Source organism: Xanthomonas translucens pv. undulosa, from assembly GCF_017301775.1.
Taxonomy (GTDB): domain Bacteria; phylum Pseudomonadota; class Gammaproteobacteria; order Xanthomonadales; family Xanthomonadaceae; genus Xanthomonas_A; species Xanthomonas_A translucens.
This window is the reverse complement of sequence record NZ_CP063993.1, coordinates 3,536,912-3,559,713: the sequence shown is the minus strand read 5'-3', so window position 1 is coordinate 3,559,713 and position 22,802 is coordinate 3,536,912. Positions and strand designations below refer to the sequence as shown.

The 22,802-nt window shown below is 61.4% G+C and carries 16 protein-coding genes, 1 tRNA gene and 3 pseudogenes; 14 read left to right on the top strand and 6 right to left on the bottom strand.

What is annotated here, in order from left to right; translation table 11 throughout:
- Positions 1 to 185: 185 nt before the first annotated feature.
- Complete coding sequence (gene rimK / locus ISN38_RS15135) at positions 186 to 1,079, bottom strand: 30S ribosomal protein S6--L-glutamate ligase (protein ID WP_047325195.1); 894 nt, start codon at positions 1,077 to 1,079, stop codon at positions 186 to 188.
- Between the two features lie 299 nt (positions 1,080 to 1,378).
- On the opposite strand from rimK, the gene ISN38_RS15130 reads away from it, so the two are divergent.
- The gene (locus ISN38_RS15130) at positions 1,379 to 3,676 is read left to right on the top strand and encodes a TonB-dependent receptor (RefSeq protein WP_003466412.1); all 2,298 of its coding nucleotides are present in this window, start codon (positions 1,379 to 1,381) and stop codon (positions 3,674 to 3,676) included.
- Positions 3,677 to 4,158: 482 nt separating this feature from the next.
- On the opposite strand, the gene ISN38_RS15125 is transcribed toward ISN38_RS15130, so the two are convergent.
- Positions 4,159 to 6,246 (bottom strand): phosphocholine-specific phospholipase C, encoded by a 2,088-nt coding sequence (locus tag ISN38_RS15125; protein WP_206711872.1) that lies wholly within the window; start codon positions 6,244 to 6,246, stop codon positions 4,159 to 4,161.
- A gap of 286 nt (positions 6,247 to 6,532) precedes the next feature.
- Here ISN38_RS15125 and ISN38_RS20450 point away from each other — a divergent pair, with 286 nt between their 5' ends.
- The 10 genes and pseudogenes from ISN38_RS20450 to ISN38_RS15070 all read left to right on the top strand — a co-directional run bounded on the left by ISN38_RS20450 (position 6,533) and on the right by ISN38_RS15070 (position 17,900).
- Entirely contained in the window at positions 6,533 to 7,108 is a 576-nt protein-coding gene (locus ISN38_RS20450; RefSeq protein ID WP_080627628.1) for an XdhC family protein, read from the top strand.
- 407 nt (positions 7,109 to 7,515) lie between these two features.
- Complete coding sequence (xopAA, locus tag ISN38_RS15110) at positions 7,516 to 9,660, top strand: type III secretion system effector XopAA (RefSeq protein WP_003466419.1); 2,145 nt, start codon at positions 7,516 to 7,518, stop codon at positions 9,658 to 9,660.
- A gap of 59 nt (positions 9,661 to 9,719) precedes the next feature.
- A pseudogene (locus ISN38_RS15105) lies at positions 9,720 to 10,001 on the top strand (hypothetical protein); the annotation flags it as partial.
- Between the two features lie 465 nt (positions 10,002 to 10,466).
- Positions 10,467 to 11,576 carry a 2-aminoethylphosphonate--pyruvate transaminase gene (locus tag ISN38_RS15100; RefSeq protein WP_230811668.1) on the top strand — a complete coding sequence of 370 codons (1,110 nt, stop codon included), beginning with the start codon at positions 10,467 to 10,469 and terminating at the stop codon, positions 11,574 to 11,576.
- The gene (locus ISN38_RS15095) at positions 11,576 to 12,898 is read left to right on the top strand and encodes an O-acetylhomoserine aminocarboxypropyltransferase/cysteine synthase family protein (protein WP_003466423.1); all 1,323 of its coding nucleotides are present in this window, start codon (positions 11,576 to 11,578) and stop codon (positions 12,896 to 12,898) included. The genes ISN38_RS15100 and ISN38_RS15095 overlap by 1 nt, the downstream gene beginning before the upstream one ends.
- A gap of 25 nt (positions 12,899 to 12,923) precedes the next feature.
- Positions 12,924 to 13,964, top strand: coding sequence for a fatty acid desaturase family protein (locus ISN38_RS15090; protein ID WP_003466425.1), 1,041 nt, complete (start codon positions 12,924 to 12,926; stop codon positions 13,962 to 13,964).
- Positions 13,961 to 14,842: a gamma-glutamyl-gamma-aminobutyrate hydrolase family protein gene (locus tag ISN38_RS15085; RefSeq protein WP_316248857.1), complete on the top strand. Its 882-nt coding sequence runs from the start codon at positions 13,961 to 13,963 to the stop codon at positions 14,840 to 14,842. The genes ISN38_RS15090 and ISN38_RS15085 overlap by 4 nt, the downstream gene beginning before the upstream one ends.
- 36 nt (positions 14,843 to 14,878) lie before the next feature.
- A complete protein-coding gene (locus ISN38_RS15080) occupies positions 14,879 to 15,478 on the top strand; it encodes a LysE family translocator (protein ID WP_080964806.1) in 600 nt (199 codons plus the stop codon).
- 67 nt (positions 15,479 to 15,545) lie between these two features.
- Positions 15,546 to 16,469, top strand: coding sequence for a homoserine O-succinyltransferase (locus tag ISN38_RS15075; protein WP_003466431.1), 924 nt, complete (start codon positions 15,546 to 15,548; stop codon positions 16,467 to 16,469).
- 78 nt (positions 16,470 to 16,547) lie between these two features.
- Positions 16,548 to 17,900, top strand: coding sequence for a glutamine synthetase family protein (locus ISN38_RS15070; RefSeq protein WP_003466434.1), 1,353 nt, complete (start codon positions 16,548 to 16,550; stop codon positions 17,898 to 17,900).
- Positions 17,901 to 18,001: 101 nt separating this feature from the next.
- On the opposite strand, the pseudogene ISN38_RS15065 reads toward ISN38_RS15070, so the two are convergent.
- The 4 genes and pseudogenes from ISN38_RS15065 to ISN38_RS15055 all read right to left on the bottom strand — a co-directional run.
- Positions 18,002 to 18,166, bottom strand: a pseudogene (locus tag ISN38_RS15065) (transposase); the annotation flags it as partial.
- 8 nt (positions 18,167 to 18,174) lie between these two features.
- Positions 18,175 to 18,351: pseudogene (locus tag ISN38_RS20895) on the bottom strand (site-specific integrase); the annotation flags it as partial.
- 278 nt (positions 18,352 to 18,629) lie between these two features.
- Positions 18,630 to 18,703, bottom strand: a tRNA-Gly gene (locus tag ISN38_RS15060).
- Positions 18,704 to 18,976: 273 nt separating this feature from the next.
- The gene (locus ISN38_RS15055; protein WP_047325198.1) at positions 18,977 to 20,797 is read right to left on the bottom strand and encodes an autotransporter domain-containing esterase; all 1,821 of its coding nucleotides are present in this window, start codon (positions 20,795 to 20,797) and stop codon (positions 18,977 to 18,979) included.
- 154 nt (positions 20,798 to 20,951) lie between these two features.
- On the opposite strand from ISN38_RS15055, the gene thiS reads away from it, so the two are divergent.
- Genes thiS through trmB form a run of 3 tightly spaced genes read left to right on the top strand, consistent with a single transcriptional unit; the run spans position 20,952 to position 22,798 of the window.
- Positions 20,952 to 21,152 (top strand): sulfur carrier protein ThiS, encoded by a 201-nt coding sequence (thiS, locus tag ISN38_RS15050; RefSeq protein ID WP_003466441.1) that lies wholly within the window; start codon positions 20,952 to 20,954, stop codon positions 21,150 to 21,152.
- Positions 21,153 to 21,207: 55 nt separating this feature from the next.
- Positions 21,208 to 22,002: a thiazole synthase gene (locus ISN38_RS15045; RefSeq protein ID WP_003466443.1), complete on the top strand. Its 795-nt coding sequence runs from the start codon at positions 21,208 to 21,210 to the stop codon at positions 22,000 to 22,002.
- A 10-nt stretch (positions 22,003 to 22,012) separates the two neighbouring features.
- A complete protein-coding gene (trmB, locus tag ISN38_RS15040) occupies positions 22,013 to 22,798 on the top strand; it encodes a tRNA (guanosine(46)-N7)-methyltransferase TrmB (protein ID WP_003466447.1) in 786 nt (261 codons plus the stop codon).
- The last annotated feature ends 4 nt before the right edge of the window (positions 22,799 to 22,802 follow it).

The following is a 22,802-nucleotide window of genomic DNA, read 5'->3' as shown; positions in this document are numbered from 1 at the left end:
GTTTCGGTGCGTCGCCGCCGCCGCCGACCTGCGCATACAAAAAGGCCCAAGCGGCGACGCCGCTTGGGCCGAAAATATATCCCGATTACCGTTCCTGCTGAGGAGGGCAGAGCTGCGGTCCGGGAAAGCATACGCAGGTGGGAATTAAAGCCGTGTTAAGCCAGAACGCAGGAGCGAATATCGGCCTAACTCACTGATTTCTTTCGAATCAGACTGGCTTCGAGGTGTTCGATGACCTTGCCGGCGATATCCAGCCCGCACACCGCCTCGATCCCTTCCAGGCCGGGGGTGGAGTTGACCTCCAGCACCAGCGGGCCGCGCCGCGCGCGGATCAGGTCGACCCCGGCCACGCCCAGGCCCAGGGCCTTGGCCGAACGCACCGCCACCTCCTGCTCGCCGCGGCTGGCGGTGGCCAACTGCGCACTGCCGCCCACATGCAGGTTGGAGCGGAAGTCCCCTTCCGGCGCCTGCCGGCGCATCGCCGCGACCACCTGGTTGCCGACCACGAAGCAGCGCAAATCGGCGCCTTCGGCCTCGCCGATGAACTCCTGCACCAGGAAATTGGCGTACAGGCCGCGCAGCGCCTCGACCACGCCGCGCGAGGCGCTGGTCTTCTCGGTCAGGATCACCCCGGCGCCCTGGGTGCCTTCGTTCAACTTCACCACATGCGGCGGCGGCCCCAGCATCGACAGCAGATCGCCGGTGTCGTCGGGGTTGTCGCCGAACACGGTCATCGGCATGTCGATGCCCTTGGCCGCCAGCAGCTGGTGCGCGCGCAGCTTGTCGCGCGCGCGCAGGATCGCATCGGACGGATTGGGCGTGCGCACGCCCATCATTTCCAGCTGACGCAGCACCGCGGTGCCGTAGCGGGTGACGGAATTGCCGATGCGCGGGATCACCGCGTCGTAGCCGGTGATCGGCTTGCCCTTGTAATGCATGGTGAAGGCCCCGGCCGCGATGCGCATATAGCAGCGCAGCGGGTCGAGCACGCGCACCGTATGCCCGCGCTCACGGCCGGCCTCGACCAGGCGCCGCGTTGAATACAACTTGGTGTTGCGGGACAGGATGGCGAGCTTCATCGAGGCGCGACGGCGGTGGCTGGCCCGGCATCATACGTTGCGCCGTCGGCGCTGCGAGGTCGCTGCCATGCCCGATCGTTCTCGCGCGCGACCGTGGCGGCGGCACGTGAGCGGCCTTGGTATGCCCGCTCGGCCATGGGTATCTGCAGACACGCTGTCCCACAGCCGACACGGAACCGCCCCGAAACGTTCACAAAACCGTTGCATCGTGGCGAGCGGGCCGCACAGGCCGTGTGTTGGCTGTCACGCATCGCACGCTGGGTCCCGACGCCTCCCTCATTTTATCTTGGTGAATTCCGATGACCGCCTCCTCCACAACCCTGCGCCTGCATGCGATGGTGCTGGCCGTCGCATCCGCGCTGCCGGCCTTCGCCGCAGTGGCCGAGACCGCACCGGCCGACGCCGCGGCCACGGCCACCGCCGGCAACGGCGATGCGACCATGCTCGATGCGATCACCGTGGTGTCCACCGGCACCACCCGCCAGGTGCAGCGCATCACCCGCGAGGACATCGGCACTACCGCCCCCGGCACCAGCGCGCTGAAGGTGTTGGACAAGCTGCCCGGCGTGCAGTTCCAGTCGGCCGATGCATGGGGTTCCTACGAGTGGTCGACCGCGATCAGCCTGCACGGTTTCGACCAGAGCCGGCTCGGCTTCACCCTGGATGGCGTGCCGCTGGGCACCATGAGCTACGGCGTCAGCGACGGCCTGCAGGTGACCCGCGCGATCATCTCCGAGAACGTGGGCTCGGTGGAGCTGTCGCAGGGCGCCGGCGCCCTGGGCACCGCCTCGAGCAGCAACCTCGGCGGCGCCGTGCGCTACTACTCCGACGATCCGGACGCCACGCCGGGCATCCGCTTCAGCCAGACCTTCGGCTCCGATTCCACCCGCCGCACCTACCTGCGCGGCGACACCGGCGACATCAACGGCTTCTCGATGTACACCTCGCTGGTGCACGGCGAAGTGGACAAGTGGAAAGGCTACGGCAACAACGAATACAACCAGGCCAACGTCAAGGCGCTGTACCAGTGGGGCGACGGCAACCGCGTCGGCCTGTTCCTGGACAGCTCCAAGCGCAAGGAATACGACATCATGGACCTGTCGCTAACCTCGCAGAAAGCGCTGGGTTGGAACTGGGACTACCTGATGCCGGACTGGAACAGCGCGGTGCAGATCGCCAATGCGCTCAACGGCAACGGCAGCTACCCGGCGGCGTTGAACGCCCTGCCCGCCAACTACGGCAAGGCCGACGCCACGTACTACTCCGGCGCCGGCCTGCGCGACGACAACCTGGCCGCGCTCAGCGGCGCGTTCAACCTGGGCGGCAACACCACGCTGAACCTGACCGGCTACTACCACGACAACAATGGCGAAGGCCAATGGACCACGCCGTACGTGGCGTCCTCGGCCACGGTGCCGCTGTCGATGCGCACCACCGACTATCGCCTCAACCGGCATGGCGTCACCGCGTCGCTGAACTTCACCGTCGCCGGCAATGAGATCGAGATCGGCGGCTGGTACCAGAACGCCAAGACCGTGCAGGAGCGCAACTACTTCCTGCTCGATGGCCCGTTCACCGATCTGTACTACTTCAATAAGTCCAGCACCCGGTTCGCACGCGGTTTCGCCCAGCATTACGAAACCGACACCCGCATGTTCTATGCGCAGGACACGCTGCGCCTGCTCGACGACCGCCTGACCGTGAACGTCGGCGCCAAGAAACTGCAGGTGGACGCCACCTCGCAGTCGCTGGTGCCGACCACGTCCTACGCGGTCGGCGAGATCAAGGCCGACTCGGACCTGCTGCCGCAGGTGGGCGTGAACTACAAGTTCGACGAGCACCAGGAAATCTACGCGTCCTACAACAAGAACATGGCAGGCTTCGGCTTCACCCCGTTCCAGGAATCGCAGGCGGCGTTCGACGCGATCAAGCACTCGCTGCAGCCGGAAACCGCGCAGACCTACGAACTGGGCTACCGCGTGCGCGGCGACGCCATCGAGGCATCGCTGGCGCTGTACCACACCACCTTCGACGACCGCCTGCTGGTGACCTCGCCGTGCACCGCGATCCAGACCTGCGCGGCCACGCTCAACAACGTCGGCTCGGTGCGTAGCCAGGGCGCCGACCTGGCGGTGATGTGGCGCCCGATCGCGCAGCTGCGCTGGCTCAACTCGCTGTCCTACGACGACTCCACCTACCAGGACGACTACCTCAACGGCGGCGTGGTGGCCACCTCGGGCAAGCGCGTGGTCGGCATCCCGGAGTGGATGTTCTCCAGCAGCCTGGCCTACGAGAACGCCGGCTGGCACGCGGCGCTGGACGGCAAGTACACCGGCCGCCGCTACATCAGCTACCTCAACGACTCGTCGGTGCCGAGCTACTGGCGCTTCGACCTGAGCGCGGGCTACGACTTCGGCGAAGTCGGCATGTTCCAGAACCTGGGCCTGAGCGCCAACGTCACCAATCTGTTCGACAAGCGCTACTTCGCTACCGTCGGCACCAACGGCTACGTCGTCTCCGATCCGAACGGCTACAACCAGACGCTGATGGCCGGCGCGCCGCGCCAGTTCTTCGTCACCTTCAGCGGCAAGTTCTGAGTTGACGCAGCGCCAGGGAAGGCGATCGCGCCGCCGTTGAGGAAGCAGCGGCGGCGCCTTGCGTTAGCGAGGTAAAACGCCACACGCATGAAGCCGCCATCTGGCGGCTTTTTCGATTGTGCGTTGTGCCGTTGGAGGCGGTGCTGAGCCCGGAGTCGCTCGCCGCTGATGGCCCGATCCCGCAGCTGCGCGAGGGGCCGGCTGGACGCACAGACCTCAGTCCCGACGGTATCGGCTGCGGCCGGGTTTGTCGCTTCGTTCGTCGCCACTGAAGTCGCTCCCACAGGTGGCTCACGGCCGACTCACCGGGTGCACTATGGGAGGGACTTCAGTCCCGACGGCATCCCAGGCCGGAAGATTCACCATGCCGCTCGTCGCGGTTGAAACCGCTCCTACAAAAGCGCGCAGTGCCCGGGTTTTGTAGGAGCGGCTTCAGCCGCGACACATGGCGTGCGACGCCACCTTACCGAATGGGCCGATCGCTACCCGGCGACAGCGCGGCCGATCGCCGGATCGCTCATGCTCGGACGGCCGGTCTCGATATGCCCCGCCAGGCGCCGCCGCCACTGCGGCATCGACGCGCTCGCCACATCCAGGTCGTACCAATGATGCTGCGCCGCCAGCGGAAAGCGCAGTCGCTGGCGTGCGCCGGCCGCGAGTTCGACCGTCTGCTCCGCACCGCCGCGGTAAGCATCGCGGATCCGCAGCCGGCACGCCTGCGCACCGGCATTGCACAGCTCCAGCAGCAGGCATTGGCTGGCGACGTCGTAGTCGGCATCGGCCTGCAGCCCCACGTCGGCGACGCCATCGCCATGGAACTCGCGCAGGAAACCGTTGGGCCCGTGCACACGCAACGCGTAGCCGGGATCGGCGGCCGCGCCGCGCCAGTCGCGCGCATCGTGCAATTCGCTGCCCGCCGCAAGCGTATAGAACCACGGGCCGGCGCTGCCGCCATCGGCATAGGCGTTCAGCGCGACGCCGACCGTGCTGCGGTTGAGCATCCGCAGCATCGGTTGCTGCGGACCCACCTGCAGGCGCACATCGAAATCGTAAGGCAGCGCGCGCGCCGGGCGCTGGCCAGGCTCCTGCGCGGGCAAGGCCTGCTGCGCGGGTCGCTGCGGCGCCGGCAAGGCTGCAGTCGCATCGACGCGGGCGATGAAGTCGCGGGTGTCCGGCAAGGCGACGCGAGCGTCGTCATGCCCGGCGAAATCCAGTGCCGAGGTCAGGTCGCCGGCGATCGCGCGGCGCCACGGGCCGATGTTGGGTTCGGCGACGCCGAAGCGGCGCTCCAGGAACCGGATCACCGAGGTGTGGTCGAACACCTGCGAATCGACCCAGCCGCCGCGACTCCACGGCGACACCACCAGCATCGGCACGCGCGGACCGAGGCCGACCGGAACCCGGTGGTAGTCCTCGCCGCGCAAGTCGACGTTGCTGGCACCGATGGCCGGATCGGTCGCCGGCAACGCCGGCGGCATGTGATCGAAGAAGCCATCGTTCTCGTCGTAGTTGATCAGGAACACGGTCTTGGACCACACCTCCGGCGACGCCGCCAGCACCTCCAGCAGGCGCGCGCTGAGCGACTCGCCATAGGCCGGCGTGGCCTCGGGATGCTCGCAAAGCAAATACGGCGCCACAATCCACGATACTTGAGGCAAGCTGCCGCTGCGCACATCACGCTCGAACGCGGCGACCAGGTGCTCGCCGCGCGAGGCCTTGGCATTTTCGGCGGTGGAACCCGGCACGATCGCGCGGCCGCGCCGGTACAGGGGCGAGGCGCGATCGAGATTGCGGAAGTTGGCGAAATACGGGTGGATATTGCAACCGTAATTGTCGAACTCTTGGTATACCTGCCAGCTGACACCAGCCTGCTGCAGGCGCTCGGAATACGTGGTCCACGCAAAGCCCTGGAAATCAGGGCCATCGTTCGCCATCTCCGCGGTCCAATTGCCGTCATCGCGATTCTTCACCGCCTGCTCGCCAGAGTCGCCGACGCTCAGTCCGCTGGTCCCGGTAAACAGGTACATGCGATTGGGATGCGTCGGTCCAAATATCGAGGCGTGGTAACCGTCACAAATGGTGAACGCATCGGCCAGCGCGTAGTAGAACGGCAGGTCCTCGCGCTGGAAATGCCCCATCGTCATCGCACTCTTCTGTACGACCCAGGCATCGTGGTGCTTCCAGGTCTCGTGCGCCCCCTTCCAATCGTGGTTGAGGTCCTTCATCCACTGTGCGCTGCTGGTCTGGCTATTAAGGCGGAACGGCAGCACGTAGCGATCACCGTTACCGGCCTCGGTCTGGTACCAGACCGGACGACCGCTTGGTAACCGTAACGGCCGTGGGTCGCCGAAACCGCGCACGCCGCGCAGGCAGCCGAAGTAATGGTCGAACGAACGGTTCTCCTGCATCAAGATCACCACGTGTTGCACGTCCTGCACGGTGCCGGTGACCCGTGCCGGCGGCACCTGCAGCGCACTGCGGATCGCCGCGGGCAGCAATGGCATGACCGCCCCGGCGCCGAGGGCCAGGGACGCACGGGCGAGGAAACGGCGACGACTGTGTTCGACCACGGAGAGAAACCGGCGACGAGCTCGCGCTCACTAGGCCGCTCAGCATAAACGATGCAGATGAAACGGGTTTGACAGGCGCTTGCGCGCCAGGATCGGCAGACACCGCGATGGCAATGCAACGGGCGATGCGCTGGCAAGCTCCAGCGCAGGAGCGGGGCGCAGCCTCGACGACGTCTGGCCGTAACGCGCCCTTGCGTTCTATCCGTCGTTATCGCCCGCAAAGTCGGCGTCGACGCCGAGCGACAAGCGGCCATCCACCGCTCAGCTGCCCCGATGGCACGATCGGATGACATACGCTGCATGGGTAATAGATCGCGGCACTGCGCTTGAAACGCGACCGCGTCCGCCCGGCACAGGAGAGACAGCGAAATCCCTGCGGCCACCGCAACCTTTACAACGCGCAGTAGCACTTGGCCTCAGTGCCGTAGGACGCCAAAAAATCCGGCATCGACAATCCAGCTTGGAACTGCACGGCATTGATGCTCCTCACGCCACCTGGGAGGCTTCAGCTGGCTGCTGCCATTCACTCACGCCAGCGCAGATCCTGCGACTGATGGCTGTGTGCCTGCAGCTGGACCCGCACAGCGCCGTCGTCGCGCTGACGCAAGACCCGAAGCTGGGCGACATGGCGCTGCTGGAGGCGCTGAAGTCGGATGCGTTCTATGTGGGCGCTCTCGGCTCGCGGGCCAATACCGCGCGCCGCAAGGAGCGACTCGCGCTGTTCGACCTGGCGCCGCACGAGATCGCGCGCCTGCACGGACCGGTCGGCCTCGATCTGCGCGTGCGCACGCGCAGATCGCGGTGTCCATCGTCGCCGACGATCCTGGCCGTCAAGAACGCGGTGGCGGTGGTGCACGAGTAAATAAGGGTCGGCGATGGACGGCTTGCGCGCCGCGCCGCCGCCCGGGGCGAGCGAGGGCGTCCGGCCGCGGCTTGAGATCGATCGCCGGTGCGTATCCGCGGCGGCGCTTTCGGATCGGCGGCGAGCACTTCGCGATCGTCCGCGCTCGGCACGCCGGCGCTGTGGACACTTGCGCCCTTCGCCATCCCGGAATGTTTGGCCCACGATGCTCGCCAGCCCCGCCATGCCGACGGCCTCCGCCGCGGCCTGGGCGCTGGTGATGCCCGGGCCTGTCGCGTACGCGCGCCGCGCTACGTCCGCTGCGCCGGCGCAGCGGACGCCGGCTTCGTGCTGAACCACCGCCGGACACGGGACACCGGTTCGCACGCGAGCGCGCTCGACGCCTTCTTCCTCGCAAGGACTCCACCATGCAAATCAAAACCGCAAGCCTTCCCACTTCCGCGCATCCGCACGACCCGGTTCCCGGCAAAGGATCGTCATCCGCCCACGCAGCGGCCACATCCGCCGACCGCGGCATCGAGATCGAAGCGGGACCCGGCAGCGGCTCCCTGTCGCCCACGGACGCCACGCTAGCGCTCGCACGCCCGGGACCGGCTTCGAACGCCACGACGCGCCTCGCGGATCTGCTGCCGCTCTCTACCCGGCGGCCGTCATCGCCCGACGTCCAGCCGGCCATCGTGCAAATCGGGGACGACGAAGGCGTCCGGGACTTGCCCCCGCACCCGGCGCGTTCCGGGGCGCAGCCGCCGCGCCCGCCCAATCCCGGCGATACGAAGGACGTCGAGAGCGGGCTGCTCTTGCGCGATTGCGCGTCGCGGATCGCCAGCTTCCTGGACAACCTGTCGGTCGTCCAGGAAGTCCAGCAGTTCGATGACGTCGAGTTCGTGGACAAGCTGCGCAACGAACTGGTCACCGAGCCCGGATGCCCCGAGCCGAAGACGCTGCTGGCCGCCATGAGCGAGAAGGTCGATGAACTGCGATCGCACCTGGACAAGCAAGCGGCGACGCCGGAGGAGGCCAAGTTCCTGGCCGAGGCCAGGCGCTACCTTGAGCCGGTCATGACCAGCTTCGAGGCCGACATCGACACCTTGCAGCACGACGCGAGCGCCGCGAAGCGGATGTTCCAGGGCGCGCTGACGCTGCTGCTCTACCCCTTGCCGCTGGCAACGCTGTTCACGCAGAAGACGGGCACCTACGCTGCGTTCAACATCGCGTCCTACGCCTACACGGCGATACAGCTGGTCTCGCTCATGCGACGCCCGACAACGGACGCAAAGCTGTTCAGGAAGCACGCCATCAACCGGCACAGCCTGGTCTTCTTCATCTCGCTGATCTATGCCGTCCCCACCTTCTACGCCAAGGCCATGCCGCTGCAGCACAACGCCGGCTTCGTCGCCGGCGCGGCGGTGACGCAAGGGGCGATGATGTTCGGCCTGCGGCTGGGGCAGGACCTGATGGACTCCACGCGGCTGCGCTTCAACAGCGCTTTCAACCGCAGACACGATCTTCCCGGCGGCTTCAAGGAAGCCATCGAGGGGATCGTGGGCGACCTGCGCGCGGGTCTGGGCAAGGTCAACGGCTTCGTCGGCGAGTTCCAGCAGGACGGGCGGATCACGCCGCATATGGACCGCCAGCTCACCTTCTACAAGCAGGACCTGGCCAGAATCGTGACGGGCCTTGAGCGGCTCGTAGCGACCGGGACGGGGCAGGAGCGCCCGGTCGCCGCAAGCCATGGCTCGGGCCCCCTGGATGCGGTGCACCGGGCCCTGGACGCCTCGTTCGCGAACAATCCCGAACTGAAGGGAAAACTCGCACTGGCGACCGTCGCCTTCGCCGTCCTCGGGTCAAACATCGCCCTGATGCGCAATGACGGGCTGGCCCTACCTGACTTCATCGCCGATGCGGTGGTCTCGTCGACGTTCCTGCTCTGTGAAGCGCTGAGCCCGCATGTCTCGCTCACGGGGATGAACGACAGCGTGAGCGACACGGTCGGCGGCATGACGATCGGCCTGCCCTTCTCCGCAGCCGCGCTAATGAACGGTTACATGGACGACCCCAGGGGCAACCCCTCGGGCTTCATCGCCGGGACCGCCGGCTACACGGCAGCCTACATGCTCTTCGGCCGGGTGGCCGGCGACGTCCTGTCCAAGGGCCTCATGGCCACGAGCGGAGCGCTCGGCTGGGGCCAACAGCACGCGATCCGCCTCGGCCGAAGCGCGATGGCCCTGGGCTTCGAGCTGGTCGCCGGCCAACGCTCGCCGGCTGCAGCGGATGTGCACGCCGTCGCCGAGGTCGAGATGGCGGATGTACCGCGCGAGCCGCTGTGCTTCAGCCCCGCACAGCGGGCGTCCGCCGAACGCACCCTGGTCGACACACTCGAGCAGATCCGCGACGAGTGGCACGACGCGCGCGACGAATGGGAAGACGGATCCGAGGAGACGGCGGTTGGGCACGCCCCCTGGTTCGACGCACCGGCGGAGCTGCCCGTGCAGATGGCGCCTCAGTCGGAACAAGCGGCCCTGCAGGCGCATGGGGACGGGCGGGATTGCTGAGCGGGGTTGTAAGCTCAAACCCGATTTTTTTCTGACGGCCCAGGTGTGACCAGCTTTCATTCAAGGGCGACAACTACCAGGCGGCACAGGCCGGTCGCCTGGACTGGTCCCTGGTCGCGCTGACGTTCACAGAGTGGGGCGAGAAGCTGCCTTGCTGGACAGTGGAGGCCCGTATCTGGACCGGCTCGAGCAGCGAGACCTTCCGGGCCTGCGCCGACGCACCGCTGACCGAGACCGACGACTTCGGCGAGGCGGCCGAACTCAACGTGAGCCGGCACAGCGTCGCCGATCGCGCGGTCGGCGTCGCCTTGCGCTTGGCCTGGGTGAGCGGCTTTGTCCAACTGACCTGACCCCACCTCCCGCAAAAAGACACTGACCTCCTGCGCTTCGACATGAACACTTTTCAGAGTCCGACCTGACCTCTCGTAGATTTTCGTGATGAAGGGCGTGAACCTCAGGCCATTCCTAGATTTATATCTCAGATAGAACTAGATAAAGATCAACGGATAATTGCGACCTAATCTTTATAGCTAAATTTCATGTACGTTTCAGCTAAATTACCTTGCCTCAGCTCATGCGGCCGGTATTATCTTAATCAATAGATGAACCGCTAACTGCACAGCCGCATAGATTATAAAAAATAAAATACAAAATAAAACAAACCCATCGTCGATCAACCAGCTTCGCTACCATCATTAGCCATAGATCATGTGAACGCACTGCATTACATTCCCCCAGTTTACACATACTGAGATTTCCATATGTGTCCAGAGAAATATTTCTTAATGACACCGGGTCCGTTGGCTTTGAGCGACGAAGTAAAATCACAGATGCAATTCGACATGGGCTCAAGGGACGAAAGCTTTAGGATCACCACTGCCTTGATGCGTAACCTGGCGATCAACCTAGTCGAAGGGCAGGAGTCACATTCGGTCATCCCCATCCAAGGCAGTGGAACCTACGGCATCGAAGCAGCGTTGGCGACATTTATATGTCAGTCCGACAAACCGCTCGTATGCATAAACGGCATTTATGGCGAGCGTATGCTGAAGATACTTCAGCTACGCGGAATACGGGCTGCCAGCATGAAGGTTCCTAGCGACAAGCCGCTTTCGGTCGCCGATATAGTGGAATATCTTGACAAAGATCGCACGATCACCCACATCTGCTTCGTTCATTGCGAGACGACCACTGGTGTCATTAATCCACTTAATGAAATCGTCAAGCTGGCCAAGCGATACGGAGTCATTACGATCGTCGACGCAATGAGTTCTTTTGGCGCAGTTGATATCAGCGTCAAAATTTCCCCTTTCGACGTCCTTGTGACTTCAAGTAATAAATGCATCGAAGGTCCGCCTGGCATTTCGTTAGTAATAGCCAAGCTGGCCCTGCTGAAAAGAAAAAAAACACATCCGGTCAATTCTTTCGTTTTAGATGTTCGCGACCAGTGGAAAATCCTTGAGGAGACAGGAGAGTGGCGATCAACTCCTCCTACTCATGTGGTACAGGCATGCGCCAAGGCACTCGAACTGTTGACCCTTGAAAGTGTAGCCAACCGCAGAAAGCGGTACTGCTTGGTGCGAGAAGAGATCATTCGCGCAACGGAGCGATACGCTGTTCCGCTACTAAGTGCGAGGGCGCGGTCTCCGGTATGTCTGGCGCTCACCGCGAAGGGAGTGATTGATACCGAAGAGGATTTTAATGAATTCTATCGGCATCTTGTCAGATACAACCTCTACATATATGCAAAATTCCATGTTCAAACGCGAAGCTTCAGAATTGGCTGCATCGGCGCAATAAAGCCGGCATGGATACTCGTTCTGGCGAAGGCGTTTCGTGAGTTTTTCGAAGACCACAAACACCGCCTTGTAGAAGCGGCACTTGACGATCCTGCACTCGAAAGCGGAGCGGCCTAATGTCATATCGAACCCACGAAAAAACCCTTTCGATGGAAACAGCTCTTCTGCATGCGGGTTATCGGCACGATCCAACCACCAACGCTATTGCCGTTCCCATCTATCAGACCACGGCTTATGAGCTCAATGATGATCTGGCCGCCGTCTCGGATATCTACAATGTCAAGCGCGACGGTTTTACCTACACGCGGATCATTAATCCAACCACCCGCGTCCTCGAGCGTCGATACGCCCAAGTGGATAACGCAGCGGATGCGCTTGCCGTGGCTTCCGGACAAGCCGCCACCTTTCTTGCGCTGGTGAACTTGTGCAGTGGCCGACCAGGCGATAACGTGGTTACATCGAAGTATCTATACGGGAATTCTTGGAATTTGCTTTTCAATACCTTCAAGCGCTTAGGCATTGAGGCAAGATCTGCTGACCCGCAGGAACCAGAATCCTTCAGGCGGCAGATCGATGACAGGACCATCGCGTTATTCGGCGAAGTCATTTCTAATCCTTGCGTCATTCCGTTACCGGTATCGGCGCTCGCCGCGATTGGCAAGGCGCGTGGCATTCCCCTTGTGGTTGACAACACGACAACGCCTCTCGTGTGCAGGCCCGGGGCGCTGGGCGCCGCAATCAGCGTTTACTCGGCAACGAAGTACATCTGTGGCCACGCCACCACACTGGGAGGACTGGTCGTCGACAATGGAAATTTTGCTTTTGATGATGCCTCCCGCTTCCCATTGCTAAATGGCCATGACGAGGCGCATGGCGACATATGCTGGCGAGATGCTGTGCGCCTTCTGAATGACTTAGGGAATAGTGCTTATCTTTTGAAAGCACGTATGACTTGGCTTCGCGATACAGGCGCGGCGATCAGCCCATTCGCAAGTTTTCAGCTGATACAAGGCCTGGAAACACTAAGCCTGCGCATGCAGCGTCACTGCGAGAATGCTGCGTCGGTTGCCAGTTTCCTAGCAGGTCATCCCAAGGTCAGACGCGTTTCGTATCCTGGTCTTGCTACTGGACGCGACCGTGACGTCGTAGATGAAATGATCGACGTGCAAGTCGGCTACGGCGCAATGATCATGTTCGAGTTAGACGATGAGGCTGCAGGCAGAAAATTCGTGCAGAACATCCGTCTCATGTATCACGTTTCAAATGTGGGGGATGCACGCACACTCGTGACGCATCCGGTCTCGACCACCCATACTACCGTTCCCAAAACTCAGCGTGAGGCAGCCGGAATATTTGATGGCTCAATCCGCCTTTGCGTCGGCATAGAGAAAATTGACGACATAATTGATGATATAAAGCGCGGTCTTGATGCCGTTTAATGGCTGATTAGCCTGGAGAAGCATCATGAAAAAAGAGAAAAATTGGGCACTCAGAAATAAGCGATTCGACACATTCCATTTTTCTCGCGAAATCATGCGCGAGCTGGCTGGCTTGCGTCCCGACAATATGACTGGGGCTTTATACATAATAAAGGACTATACAGTAATGGTGGCCTGCGCAGTTGCGACGGTTCAACTCAGCTGGTGGCTTTACCCATTGGCATTATTAATCATCGGCGCGCACCAGCGCGGGTTGACGACGATCTCACACGACGCGGCGCACAGAATACTAGCAAAGAATAGAGTATGGAACAATTTCCTCGGGACGACGTTCGCCGCTTACCCTATATTCCAGCGGCACTGGGCATATCGCGTGTCCCATGTCTATCTACATCATCCGCACCTTGGTGATCCGGAGCAAGATCCCGACTTGAAATTTTTTATCAAATCGGGGGTTTATACTGTTCGCGAGCCGCGCGAGTACAAATCCTTTATTCTCTGGAAAGCGATCTTCGGCGGGGCCACGTTTCGTTACTTGAACTATCTTTGGAGTAACCGATTCTTTGTTGTGGGAGATAGACAGAAGAGCGTCGACAAGTGGGGCGTTCTTATCGATTCGTACGGTTTCGCGGCATTCTGGATCGCGGTAGTCGCCGGCTTTACCGCAGCGAATGCTCTACATCTGCTTGTGCTTTTTTGGCTAATCCCTTACCTCACCACGTTTCAGGTGTTGGGTTGGTTCACCGAGCTGGCTGAGCACTCGCCCATGTGTGAAACCGAGGTGGAGAATGTTTATTTGACACGGAATAGGAAGGGCGGATTCATAGAACGCTTATTGTTCGGCGTCAATTACGATGAGTACCATCTTGAGCACCATCTTTCGCCGGGGGTCCCATTCTGGCTATTAAAAAAAGCACAGAAAATCCGAATGCGCGACCCAATATATGCGAATATCGGAAAATCCTGGGGAGGTCTATTTTCGCGCGGCCCGCAGGGGCAGCCAAGCGTGATCTCGCAATTGCTTGATCGGAACCGTCGCCTCTACGAAATTAGCCTGCGTAAATGATCCGGAGCACATCCACAATGGAACATGTTTCCGATTGCGTGATTCGACCGGTTGTTGGAGTGACATCAAATCGCCATATCGATGATGGCGTTCATCGTGACAGGCTGCGACGACGTTACATTGAAGCCCTTGATACCTACGCTGCTGTTGAATGCGTCATTCTTCCGACTGTAGACGGGGATCTTTCTTGGGATACAAGCCTTAGAAAATTTCGTTCCCTGATGCATCGTCTAGACGGCCTGGTCTTGACTGGCGACGAATCAAATCTCGATGCAGACATCTTTGATGGACGACAGCGCCGTTGGGACCGTGCCGACGACGACGTTATCCCTGGGGAACGAGACCGGCCCAGGGATCGTCTGTCGTGTGTCGCGTTGTCGATCGCAAGAGAGCTGGATATGCCAGTCCTCGGCATTTGCCGCGGGTTGCAGGAAATGAATGTTCAGCAAGGCGGAACGCTTGTGACACATCTGCCGGCCACGGAGTTCGGCATAGTGCACAGCGAGCCCATGAACGTACCCCGCGATCAGCAGTATCTGCCATCGCACGGAATTCGGATCGTATCCGACGGAATACTTGCCGATATCCTCGGGGAGGGAAACGATTGGCTCCAAGTTAATTCGCTTCATAACCAGGGAGTGTCCGAGCCAGCGCCCGGGATTCGAGTCGAGGCCATCGCCGACGATGGCGTCGTCGAGGCAATTTCCTACCGCTCCTCGACTTTTCAGCTCGGAGTACAATGGCATCCCGAATGGCATGTCAGACACGACCCCGTAAGTCAGAAGATATTCCGCCTCTTTGGCGATGCGTGCCAGGCATATGAAGCGAGGCGGCATGCCGGAAGTAATTCGGCATCCTTCTACAAGGCAATAGATTGAAGACTGTCCAACATCACATAATACAGTGACGAGATAATGGATCTCCATCTGATGGCTCTGTTCGCCATTGCGTTCACTTGCGCGGTCGCCGTGCCGGGGCCGAACGTAGCATTTGTTGTGGCTCAATCCCTCAAGTATGGTCGCAAGATTATAGTTCCCTGTTCGTTTGGCTTTGGACTGGCTACTGCGATTCACGCCATTGTCGCGCTGTCCGGCGTCGGCTTGATCATTCACGAGCACTCGTCGCTTCTCGGTTATCTGCGTTGGATAGGAGCAATCTATCTCGCGTACATTGGTTTAATCTCTTTTCTGCCCCAACCGGAACATCACAGCACAGAAGTAATCGTTTCTAGTCCGCGAAAGGTGTTCATCGATTCATCACTTGTCGCCCTGACTAATCCCAAGGGATGGCTGGCCACTTTGCTTACCTATCCAAGCTTTATCAGTCCTTACTATTCTTACACGCACCAAGCAATTGCATTGAGCTTGGCAGGACTGCTTATTTCCCTCTTAATCTATGGTGGATATGCGTTGCTTGCACAAAGGGCACGCACCCTTTTCAGGAACGAACGTAATATAAGCTGGGTAGCCGGCGCGATCTATCTGCTTGTCGCAGCTTTTCTTGTGCTTTCCTGATTGAGTCAAGATTTCTCATGCGAGAAACGGCCGATGCAGGCCATACATTGAAGAAGGCCGCAATCTCATGTCAATTCTAATCCCTAAAGGGCTGCCGGCAGGTTGTGCTCTTGAAAACGAAGGCATCACCGTCTTAGAAGATGAGGCAATGCTCCATCCGCAGTGCCGATCTATAAGCGTAGGGCTGCTTAACCTGATGCCAAATAAAATCAATACCGAAATCCAGATAGCGCGTCTTTTGGGTTCCACCCACTTCCAGGTAGAGTTGACGCTTGTCAGGATATCCAGCCACTCATCGAAGAATACACCTGTCGAACACTTGAAATCGTTCTACAAGGACTGGCAGGATATTAATAATCGGAAATTTGATGGATTTATAATAACCGGGGCGCCGGTTGAGAAAATTCCTTTCTGCAGCGTCGACTACTGGGATGAGCTCGCCGGAGTATTTCAGTGGACGCAGACCAACGTCCATAGTTGCTTTAACATCTGTTGGGGGGCGCAAGCTGCCATGCATTTTTTCTATGGGGCGCCAAAATACGTCTTGAAAGAAAAGTTATTTGGTGTATTTAAGCATCACATCTATGATATCGACTCCCCTTACTTGAAAGGCTTTTCCGAGGAACTCTACATTCCCGTGTCGCGCTGGACAGAAATGCGTCGCGTCGACCTCCCTATTGATAGCGGCGTTTCCGTTCTCATTGATTCGCTCGATACCGGGCTTTGCTTGCTTAGCGATCCGAAGCATCATTCCTTGCATTTCTTTAATCATATCGAATACGATTCGAATACTCTTGCAGACGAATACTTCCGCGATCTAGACGCAGGAAGAAATATTCATCTACCCGTTAACTATTTTCCAAACGATTGCCACTATCTGCCACCGACGAATCGATGGCGCAGCCATGCAATCTTATTGTTTGAGAACTGGCTCAGCCATATTCATAAAACGTTCTTGGCGGATATGGATACGATCGGTCGATGTCGCTGAGTTGACGCCAGCAGACGCGCAGCTCTCGTAGAACTCCCATATATATAACACTTATTTAAATGGCGGTGATAATCTCTCATGAACCTAGATGAACTCCGAAATTCGGTCGCGTCTGGCGCAATCGATACGATATTGGTATGCATGGTCGACATGCAAGGCCGGCTCATGGGAAAACGCTATCATGCCGCTACATTTGTTCGTCACGATTACAACCAAGGCCATGCCTGCAATTACCTATTGGCCAATGACATGGAAATGGTCCCGGTGCCAGGTTACGCGAATGCCAGCTGGAGTGCTGGTTACGGCGATTTCGTCCTCAGGCCTGACTTTTCCAGCTTGCGATTGCTGCCATGGCTGGACGCAACGGCATTGGTGATTTGCGATGTCTACAATGACAACGGCGAGCCAGTGGCGCAATCGCCCAGATATATCTTGCAAAGGCAGTTACGCCGGATATCCGACCGCGGAATGCGCGCCTGTTTCGCATCGGAGCTTGAGTTTTACCTTTTCGACGAGACTTATGCCGAAATTTCGAGAAAAAATTATAATTCACCAGCGATATTTGGAAGTCACAATCAGGATTACAACATTCTGTCGACAACGCGACAGGAGTGCGTCATGCGTCCGATCAGAAAAGGTCTATATGGCGCTGGCGTCGCAATTGAATGCACAAAGGGGGAGGGAGGCGCTGGCCAAGGGGAAATCAATGTTCGGCATTCAGACCCGTTGTTGATGGCCGATCAGCACACAATCATCAAGCACGGCAGCAAGGAAATAGCAGCACAGCACGGCAAGTCAATTACCTACATGGCAAAATGGAACGATGATTGTGCAGGGTCGTCCAGCCACGTCCACTCGTCGCTGTGGTCGTCAGATGGCCGATCCCTGTTTTATGACGAAGCAGAACCGCAGGGAATGTCCGCTATAATGAGAAACTATTTGGCCGGAATCCTTAAGTATGCGGGAGATATTACTCTCCTGTTGGCACCCTACATAAACTCCTATAAAAGATTTCAGATTGACACGTTCGCACCAACTAAGATCGCATGGGGCTGCGACAATCGAACGACCGGCTTACGCGTTTGTGGCCTGGGCTCGGATGATCTGCGCGTCGAGTGCCGCATTGGCGGTGCCGATATGAATCCCTACATTGCGTTCGCCGGACTGATTGCAGCTGGCTTGGCGGGGATTGACGAGAAACTGCCATTGGGCGAGCCGTGCAAGAGCGACGCATATCGCGACACGGGATTGCCGGACATCCCGAAAACACTAAGAGCTGCCATCGGCATCAGTTCGAGCTCGAGTTGGCTCCGCGAGGTGCTAGGAAGCGGGGTTGTCGATCATTACGTCCATGCCGCGCAATGGGAACAATCCGAATACGATAGACATGTAACCGATTGGGATTTGCTCAGGGGATTTGAACGTAGTTAGGGAAGGTCTGATCAATGCCGTCGGAGGTGAGGCAATTCTCATCGGCCACGCTGGCAGCGCTCAGATCCTGGGTTTTTGCCGTTTCCGGAGGTATTCCCCGGTTACAGGCGCACCATCGCTACGACAGGCATCAACTGTTTTCGCTTCATCCACAGGTTCGACAGCGCAAACAGCATCAGCACCTGCGCGGTGTTCCTGGCCAAACCGCGATAGCGCACCTTGACGTAACCAAGCTGGCGCTTGATCACCCGAAACGGGTGTTCCACATAACGAGCACTCGTTCACCTGCCCCCGGCCTCGGACCAAACCGCCGATGCGGATACGTCTTGGCCCATGCTGGGAAGGCCACCGAATTGAAGATGGCCTTCACCTTAGCATCGGTGAAAGGCTCACCCGTGTCGTTTGCATCGGGCGTCGAGATTACCCGGATACCCGCCAACGGTTGGAACGCGTTCGATACTGCCATCCCCATTTAGGCAGACACCAGACGCGAAGCGTCGCCGGATCGAAGAGTGAGAGGACGAACCAGAAAACGCGCGCCGACTTGCCCCCCCCTCGCAAATCAGCAGGAACCAAGAAGCGCAGGTAGAGACCTAATGGCCTATGCAGCAAGAGGGGTTTTGGCAAAAACGATACCTCAAACGATATCTTGGGAGGTCGTTCGAGGTGGTCTTTAGCCGTAGGGAATAGCCAGCGCGGTCAAGAACTTAACACTGAAATTCGCAAGACTGGAGCGGGCGATGGGAATCGAACCCACGTCAGTAGCTTGGGAAGCTACAGCTCTACCATTGAGCTACGCCCGCGTCGCCGGTGCAGTCTATGCGGTGAGCCGGCGGTTGCGCAAGAAATCGGTATGACCACGCGATCGCTCGGGCGCCGGCGCCCGAGCGATCGTGATGCCGATCCTTGCTTGCAGGCGGGGATATGTTGCGGGAGAAGCTTCAGCCCCGACGCCCTACCGATAAGGCGTCGGGGCTGAAGCCCCTCGCACAAGGAACCTTTCTGGCGGCGCGCAGCCTGACATTCCCTCGTGCCCGGCGCATGGCCGGGCACGAGGGACAACAACGACGCCGCGCTTAGAAGCTGCCGCCGAAGTTCACGAACAGCGAGGTGTCGTGCGCGCGGCTCTGGCCGGTGGTGGCGGCGATGCCGACATTGCTCTCCAGACCCCACACCTTGGCCCGCGCGCCCAGCACCACCGAGGCGTAGTTGCGGTCGATGGCCAGGCCCGGCACCGCGTAGGCGCCCAGGTCGGGCATGGTCTGCAGCCACGCGGTGGCTTGCTCGCCCTTCTTGAACTCGTGGTCGTAGGTCGCCTGCAGGTACGGCTTCACCGCGCCCGCATCGAGGCTGGCCTTCCAGCCGAGGCGGCCGACCAGCGACTCGACGTCCTGGTCGTAGTAGCCCAGCGCGCTGGAGTTGGGGTTGCTCTCGGTGTAGCCGTCGAGCTTGACCTTCTGCCAGATCGCCGCGGCCACCGGGCCGTGCTTGAACGCGCCCTCGCCGAATTCGTAGCCGCCCTGCAGCGCCGCGGTCAGGTTGCTGCCGTCCGGCGAGCCGTTGTGCTCGATGGTGGCCGCGCCCAGGTTGACCTTGCGCTTGACGTCGTAGCTCAGCCAGCTGTAGCTGAGCTGCGCGTTGACCCAGGCGTGCTCGCCATACCAGCCGGCGAAGCCGCCCAGGGTACTGTCGTCCTGGGTGTAGTCGCCGCCGCGGTTGCCGACGTCGGCATCCACGCGGCCGAAGCCGCCAAAGCCGCCGAACACCCACTCGCCGCGCGACCAGTCCACGCCGAACAGGCCGGCCGGGGCCAGGCCGTCGTACAGGTCGCCGTGCGCATAGCGCTGCATGTCGCCGCGCAAGTTGCCCCACCAGCGTATGCCGTCCGCTTCCGGGCGGCCATCGACGTGCCAGGCGACCTGGTCGGCGCGCGCGCGGCCGCTGACCTGGGCCGAGTGGCTCAGCACTTGCTGCAGGCGCGGGCCTTCCAGGATCGACAGCGCGTACTGCGCCAGGATTTCGTGGGTGCGGCCGGTCGGGTGGATGCCGTCGGCGAACACATAGCTGTCGGCGGCGTCGGCGCTGACGTAGCTGGTCGGGTTGCAGGTCAGCGACTGCGCGGTGATCTGCGGCTGGCAGGCAGTGCCGGTGGAGTTGCTGAAGCCGTAGGTGGACGGGCTGGCGATCACTTCCTGCAGCAGGTGGAAGGTATCCACCGGGATCACCTGCAGCCCGGCGCTCTTGAGCCCGGCGAACAGCGCGCTGTTGTAGCTGCTGGCCAGCGCGGTGCCCTGCGCCATCGCCGTGGCGCCGCCGGCGCGGAAGCGCGGGGTAAGGCCGACATCGGGGATGGTGGTGACCATGACGTAGCGCGCGCCGGCGTTCTGCAGGTTGGCGACGATGCCCACCTGCGCGGTCACCGAGTTGCCGATCGTGGCCTGGGCCGGTGCGCCGGCGGCGACCGCGAGCAGGTCGTTGGCGCCACCCCACACGCTGTAAAGCGCATTCGGGTCGGCCTTGCCGCCGTTGGACGCCAGATACCTGCTGGCCTGCGTCGCTAGCGACGGCGCCACGCCCAGCGCACTGGGATTGGCCACGCCGACGCGGGCGTTGCCGGCGGCGTAATCGTCGCCGATCTGGCCGTTGCCGTTGGCGTGGCCGTCGGTGTGGTAGTGGTCGGCGATGTACTGCGCCCAGACCCAGTCCGGATTGGTCGTGAACTGGCCGGTCACCGCCTGCACCGAGGCCGGCAGCAGCGGCCGGTAGTAGCCGGCGTCGGTGAGGCTGTCTCCGAAGAACACGGTGCGGCTATAGGTCTGTTGCGCGAACGCGGGCGCGGCGGCGAGCACGATCGCGGCGGCCAGTAGCGAACGGAGTGGACGGATGGACGAAGTCATGGAGGCCCTCCCGGGCGATGATGAAAGTGACGCGGGACACGGCCAGAACATACGCAGCCGCATGGAAGGCATGATTTCACCTCTGCCCCCCACGCTCACGTTGCACTGCCGCAATACATCGCGCACCTGGCGGCACGCACGGCACAATGATGGCATGAACATCGAATTGAACGGCCAGGCCCGCCCTTTGCAGCCCCACACCACCATCGCCGCCCTGCTGCTCGAGGAAGGGCTGGCGCAGCGCCGCGTCGCGGTCGAGGTCAATGGCGCGATCGTGCCGCGCAGCGCGCATGCCGAGCACGCGCTGCGCGACGGCGACCGGGTCGAGGTCGTGCACGCGCTGGGCGGCGGCTGAATTCCACGCGGCGCCCGACTCGGCAGCGCCGGGTGCGATGGGCGATAATCCGGCGATGAACGCTCACGCCCCCCACGACGCGCTGGTGATCGCCGGCAAGCCCTACCGTTCCCGCCTGCTCACCGGCACCGGCAAATTCGCCGATCTGCAACAAACCCGGCAGGCCACCGAGGCCGCCGGCGCCGAAATCGTCACCGTGGCGATCCGCCGCTCCAACATCGGCCAGAATCCCGGCGAACCCAACCTGCTCGACGTGCTGCCGCCGGAGCGTTACACGATCCTGCCCAATACCGCCGGCTGCTACAGCGCCGAGGACGCGGTGCGCACCTGCCGCCTGGCGCGCGAACTGCTCGACGGCCATAACCTGACCAAGCTGGAAGTGCTCGGCGACCAGCGCACCCTGTTCCCGGACGTGGTGCAGACCCTGAAGGCCGCCGAGATCCTGGTCGCCGACGGATTCGAGGTAATGGTCTATACCAGCGACGACCCGATCCTGGCCAAGCGCCTGGAGGACATCGGCTGCGTGGCGGTGATGCCGCTGGCCGCGCCGATCGGGTCCGGGCTGGGCATCCAGAACCGCTACAACCTGCTGGAAATCATCGACAACGCCAAGGTGCCGATCATCGTCGATGCCGGCGTCGGCACCGCCTCGGACGCGGCGATCGCGATGGAGCTGGGCTGCGACGGCGTGCTGATGAACACCGCCATCGCCGGCGCGCGCAACCCGGTGCTGATGGCCAGCGCGATGCGCAAGGCGGTCGAGGCCGGGCGCGAGGCGTTCCTGGCCGGGCGCATCCCGCGCAAGCGCTACGCCAGCGCCTCCTCGCCGGTCGACGGGTTGATCGGCTGAGGCCGCGCGCATGACCGATCCGTTCTCCAGCGCCGGCGCCAAGACCCCGCCCAAGCCCTTCACCATCGAAGAAGGCCGCCGCCAGGTGCGCAGTTTCGTGCTGCGCCAGGGCCGCTTCACGCCCGCCCAGCAGCGCGCGTTCGACGAACTGTGGCCGCGCTTCGGCCTGGATTACAGCGGCCAGCCGCGCGATCTCGACGCCACCTTCGGCCGCACCGCGCCCAAGGTGCTGGAGATCGGCTTCGGCAACGGCGAGGCGCTGCGCTTCGCCGCACGCCACGACCCGGCCCGCGACTACATCGGCATCGAGGTGCACGCGCCCGGCGTGGGCCGCGTGTTGAACGCGCTGGCCGCCGACGCCAGCGAACACGTGCGCCTGTACCACCACGACGCGGTGGAAGTGCTGGAGCATGAGATCGCCGACGGCGCGCTCGACGAAGTGCGCATCTATTTTCCCGACCCGTGGCACAAGAAGCGCCACAACAAGCGCCGCCTGCTGCAGCCGGCGTTCGCCGCGCTGCTGGTGCGCAAGCTGCGCGCCGGCGGCCGCCTGCACGCGGCCACCGACTGGGCCGACTACGCCGAGCAGATGTGGGACGTGCTGGATGCCACCGCAGGCCTGGTCAACCGTGCAGGCCCGCGCGGCCATGTGCCGCGTCCGGACTGGCGCCCGCAGACGCATTTCGAGACCCGCGGCCAGAAGCTGGGCCATGGCGTGTGGGATTTGCTGTACGACCGGGAATCGGGAGCGGGCAATGCGGAATCGGAACAGCAACCGCCCCCGGCATCCGCTTAGCGCC